3 protein-coding genes and 1 pseudogene are annotated in these 4,946 nt (G+C 25.5%); 1 reads left to right on the top strand and 3 read right to left on the bottom strand.

Features of this window, described 5'->3' with window-relative positions:
* Nucleotides 1-179 precede the first annotated feature (179 nt).
* A complete protein-coding gene (gene proS / locus BN1173_RS02030) occupies nucleotides 180-1,646 on the top strand; it encodes a proline--tRNA ligase (RefSeq protein ID WP_040236300.1) in 1,467 nt (488 codons plus the stop codon).
* Between the two features lie 26 nt (nucleotides 1,647-1,672).
* Here proS and BN1173_RS02025 read toward each other — a convergent pair whose 3' ends face one another.
* The 3 genes and pseudogenes from BN1173_RS02025 to BN1173_RS02015 all read right to left on the bottom strand — a co-directional run.
* Entirely contained in the window at nucleotides 1,673-2,863 is a 1,191-nt protein-coding gene (locus BN1173_RS02025) for a dicarboxylate/amino acid:cation symporter (protein ID WP_040236296.1), read from the bottom strand.
* Nucleotides 2,864-3,012: 149 nt separating this feature from the next.
* A pseudogene (locus BN1173_RS02020) lies at nucleotides 3,013-3,668 on the bottom strand (ankyrin repeat domain-containing protein).
* 12 nt (nucleotides 3,669-3,680) lie between these two features.
* Nucleotides 3,681-4,946: hypothetical protein (locus tag BN1173_RS02015; protein WP_040236294.1), on the bottom strand; the 1,266-nt coding region annotated here is incomplete at its 5' end.

Raw genomic sequence — 4,946 nt, 5'->3', positions numbered from 1 at the left:
ATATTGCATTATTAATTAAAAATTATGGTATGTGTAAAAGTCAGAAAACTTAGAGAATATTGATCTTGGAATTAATATATATGATATCCTTTATTGTAAAAAGTAGATTTTTGCTTTTAAGATTAAATTATATTGTGTCTTTATAGTTAAGTTTTAAGTTTTTAGGGAAGGTGTGGTTTATGAGTGATTTTATTGCTTCAAGAGAAGAGGAATTTTCTAAATGGTACTTGGATATAGTACAAAAGGCAAAACTTGTTGATTATAGTCCTGTTAAGGGTTGTATGGTTATTATGCCTTATGGATATGCTATTTGGGAGAGAATTCAGAGTGTAATTGATGATAAGTTTAAAAAGAGTGGGCATGAGAATGCATATTTTCCATTACTGATTCCTTATGAGTTTTTAGAGAGGGAAAAAGAGCATGTTAAGGGATTCTCTCCAGAACTTGCTGTTGTAACAACAGCTGGGGGTGAAGAATTGAGAGAACCTTTGGTTTTAAGACCTACTTCTGAGACAATTATTTGGAATATGTATAGTAAATGGATAAAATCTTATAGAGATTTACCTATTAAAATAAATCAATGGGCAAATATTATTCGTTGGGAAAAAAGGACAAAGCCATTTCTTCGTACTACTGAGTTTTTGTGGCAAGAGGGACATACTGCTCATGAGACTTCTAATGAAGCTCAAGAGGAAGCTTTGTTTATTTTAAATCTTTATAAAAAATTTGTTGAAGATTATTTGGCTATTCCTGTATTTTATGGTAAGAAGACAGAAAGAGAAAAATTTGCAGGTGCTGTGTCTACTTATACAATTGAAGCGTTAATGCAAGATAAAAAAGCTTTGCAAGCAGGAACATCACATTATTTGGGATTGAATTTTGCCAAGGCTTTTGATGTTAAATTTCAAAATAAAAACGGTGAGATGAGTTATGTTTTTGCCACTAGTTGGGGGGTTTCAACTAGGTTAATTGGGGCATTGATTATGGTTCATGCTGATTCTAAAGGTTTGATTTTACCTCCTAAGATAGCACCAATAGAAATTATTATTGTTCCTATTTTTAAAAAAGATGATGATGTTAATAAAAAAATTCTTGAATATGCGACTACTATTTTTGATATTTTACTAAAGGAAAAGTTTAGGGTTGAGATTGATAAAGATTTTAAGAATTCACCAGGATTTAGATTTGCTGCTTCAGAATTTAAGGGGATTCCAATACGAATTGAGATAGGTTCTAATGATATTTTAATGGATTGTGTCACTGTTGCAAGAAGAGATAGAGATAAAAATTCTAAGTATCAAGTATCATTTAAAGAGTTATTACCTAAAATAAAAGAGGAACTTGAGACTATGCAGTGTGAATTATTTAATAAAGCGTTAGAATTTAGAAATTCAAATACCAAAGAAATTATTGGTTTTAAAGAGAATGATTATGGTCTTTTTAAGACTTGTATTAACGATAATTTAGGATTTGTACTCTCTTCATGGTGTGGAAATGAAGTTTGTGAAGAAAATATTAAAAATGATACAAAGGCTACAATACGATGTATTCCAGAAGATTTTCAAGATAAATCTTTAGACAATGTAACTTGTATTTATTGCAATACATCAGCCAAGCATTTTGTTTTATTTGCAAGGGCTTATTAAATTTTTATTTTTTAGTTATTAAGATATTAAGTATATTTTGAGTCATTAAAGTCTATTGTTTGCATTATTGCAATGCTGGAAGTAAAGTCAATCATTATAGCTAGCGATGTTAGGATTGGAAGGATTGGTATGATGTTTGAGTAACTAAGTTCAATTCCTTTTGTATAAGTTGAGCATAGCATTGTAATTATGTAAATTAAACTATTAGGAATATGTGGAAATGCAAAAATGGAGATGAATGCTAATATACTCATATAGCTTATTTCATAGATTGTTATAGGTAAACTAGAGTAGGATTTTAAAATAATAAAGAAAGAAATTGTTGAAATGAAGATTGTTCCAAATTTAGACATAAAGTTTATTATTGGTATGTTTATTATTATGGATTTTTTTATATTTATTTTTTCATTTTTAATGTTTTCTATTAAAAGAGAATAGGGCGCATAAGTATCCATTGTTAAGCCCGCAAATATTATGTTGTGTAGAGATGTTAATATATTTTTGTACGATAATTTAAAATTCTTAGTTAATCGGTAGCTAATCATTGGAATTATTATTAGAATGATAATTCCTGTCCATAATGATAAAAAAATTATGCTATTTATATAATATTGATAGTTCTTAAAATTTTTTAAGTTAACAGCATATGCTGCTGTTATAAAAATAATTCCAAATTGTGATATTTTAACAATAATATCATTTGTATTATAAAAAAGATTGGACATGCTTAAAAGCAGCTCTTTTGCGATTCTTCCTTTTTGTTTTGCGTAATAAAAACTGGCACCAATAATGATTGAAATTAAATAAATATTTAAAAGATTTGGATTACTATTTGTAAATATGGTAAAAATATTTTTTGGAAAGAATGTTTCAAGAAATATTTTTTTATCAAATAAATATTGATTTTGAATATTTTTATCTAATATTGGAATTCTTTGTGGTAGGTATATTGTTGAAACAGCTATGGCTATAATTACTCCTGAAATATTAATTAAAATTCCATAATAGATTATTTTGCCAAACAACCTTTTGAATTTTTTATTTTCTATAATGTTTTCTATTCCAAGTGGAAGTGCAAATATTAAAAAAGGAATTAAAGAAATATAAGTTAACCTTATGAAAATATGTGAGAGTGCATTATAAGTTTCAGATGGCAGGAATAATCCAAATAATATTCCAATGGGAATGGTGAGAAAAAATTTTATTTTTTCATTCATATATTGTTCCTTTTTGAATTTGCAAAATCACAATTAATAGTATAATAAATTTTACTAGATTTTTTGTAAATATAAATTTGATATTGCATTTTCTTATCATTAATGTATATCAATACTGTGTTATGTGAAAAAGTTTATATGTCATATATTTATGTTGTTTTATATTTTTTAAAGATATTTATTATGTTTTGATTTTTTAAATTTTTAATTTCTTTTTTGTATTCATCGCTGATGTAGACATTTTTTTTAAGCAATAATTCAATCAAATTGATATTTTCAATTTCTATTGCAGCTTGTATAGGTGTTTTTCCATTCTTAAGAGTTAGGCTTAGATCAGCTCCTTGTTCTTTTAAAAGGTTGAATATTTTTTCATTGTTAAGATATATTGCCCAAAATATTGGTGAATGTTTTGTTTCATCTATGTTGTTGATTTTAATACCATAGTCTATTAGTATTTTGGTAGTTTTAAAATCATTGTTAATTATTGCAATTGATAAAGGAGATACTTTATATCTAAAGTTTATCTGTGCAGCAAGATTTATAGCTATTAGGGTACCTTTTATATTTTGGAAATATATAGATGTAATTAAAAATTCATTTTTTATTTTTTGTAATTCTTGTAAGATATTTTTATTATTTATAGCATTAATACTATTAATTTGTCTAACTTTTCTTTATTTATTGTGTATTCTTGGTTATTAAAATTATAAACTGTTTTTGATAGTTCCTTTATTGTTTTTATAGTTTCATTTGCATTTAGGGATGTAATAAATTGTGTTAAGAGTATTATAAATATTATTTTCATTAATTTTGACCTTTAAATAGTTTTTTGAAACTGTTTTGTAATAATATCTTGATTTGAGGAGTTGTTATTAAATATAATAACTGCAATTTTGTCTTTATCGTCTGTTATTATCAATTTGTTTTCTACGTTTTTTGGAGATATAAATATAAGTTGTAAGGCATTATTTGTATAGTCTATTAAACAAAAATATTCTTTTCCTTCCTCATTTATAAGTTTTAGGGCGTTTTTATATGATATTTGTAAATTTGGACTAAATCCTATTATTTCAAATGTTCCTGAACTTGGTAAATTGTAAATTTTGTTATCTATTTCCCAAACAAAGGTTTTATCTTTATTAAATTTAATATTTCCATATTGTGTATTTGTTAAGTTTTCGTAAGAAGTTAATTTGTTTATAAGGTTTTGATTTTGTCTTTCAGATTCAAGTATGATTTTTTCGATGTTTTGTTCAATTATGACGAAATTTGATTCCAGTTGATTTTCTTTAACTTGAATGATTGCTTTGTAGTAATTTTGGTTGCTTTTTACTATCAGGATAAAATCTTCCTTTGAGTTTTTTGATTTAAATAAAAAGCCGTTAGGTTTTACTTCCTCAATTATATCAAATTTAAAAATTAGGTTTAATTCGGGTATGTTGATTTTTATTTTGTTTTGTTGAGTAAAAAATAATCCATATTCATTTTTTAGTAGATTTTTATTATAAGTATTATTTGCAATCATTTTTTCATAATAAAGTGGTCTTAAATATTTTATGTTTTTAAATGTATGAATTACATTGTCTTGTGATGTTTGATCTAATGAATGTGTGAGTATTTTCCCAGGAATATTATCAAAAACTTCAAGTGCATAGTCAAAAACATAACCCTTATGACCATCTTTTGTTAATGCATATAGCCATTTTCCTTTAAGTGAACCTGCTTCTGTCGTTTCTCCAATATGTATTATTTTAAGTATGGTTTCTTTTGGTATCCTATGTATTATGTTTTCTCTGTAATTATCTGGAGATGTTCTTAGAGGTAAGAGATCTTTTTTGCTTATAGCATATTTATTTATATATGGTTGGATACTGTTTTGAAATTCTTCTGCTTCCTTTTTTGTTTGAAATTTTTCTATTGTGAATTTATGTACAATAAATTTTATTCCATTGTAATTTATTGTTGCTTTTTTGTATTGATTAATGTTCTCTATTGTTACAAGAGATCCGTTTGGTAATTTTTCTCTATTATTTGAATCTAGGACAATACCATATTTGTCATTTTTATTAGAACAAGATAAAAA

The sequence above is a fragment of the Borrelia crocidurae genome, from assembly GCF_000825665.2.
GTDB lineage: Bacteria > Spirochaetota > Spirochaetia > Borreliales > Borreliaceae > Borrelia > Borrelia duttonii.
This window is presented reverse-complemented; position numbering and strand designations above follow the sequence as displayed.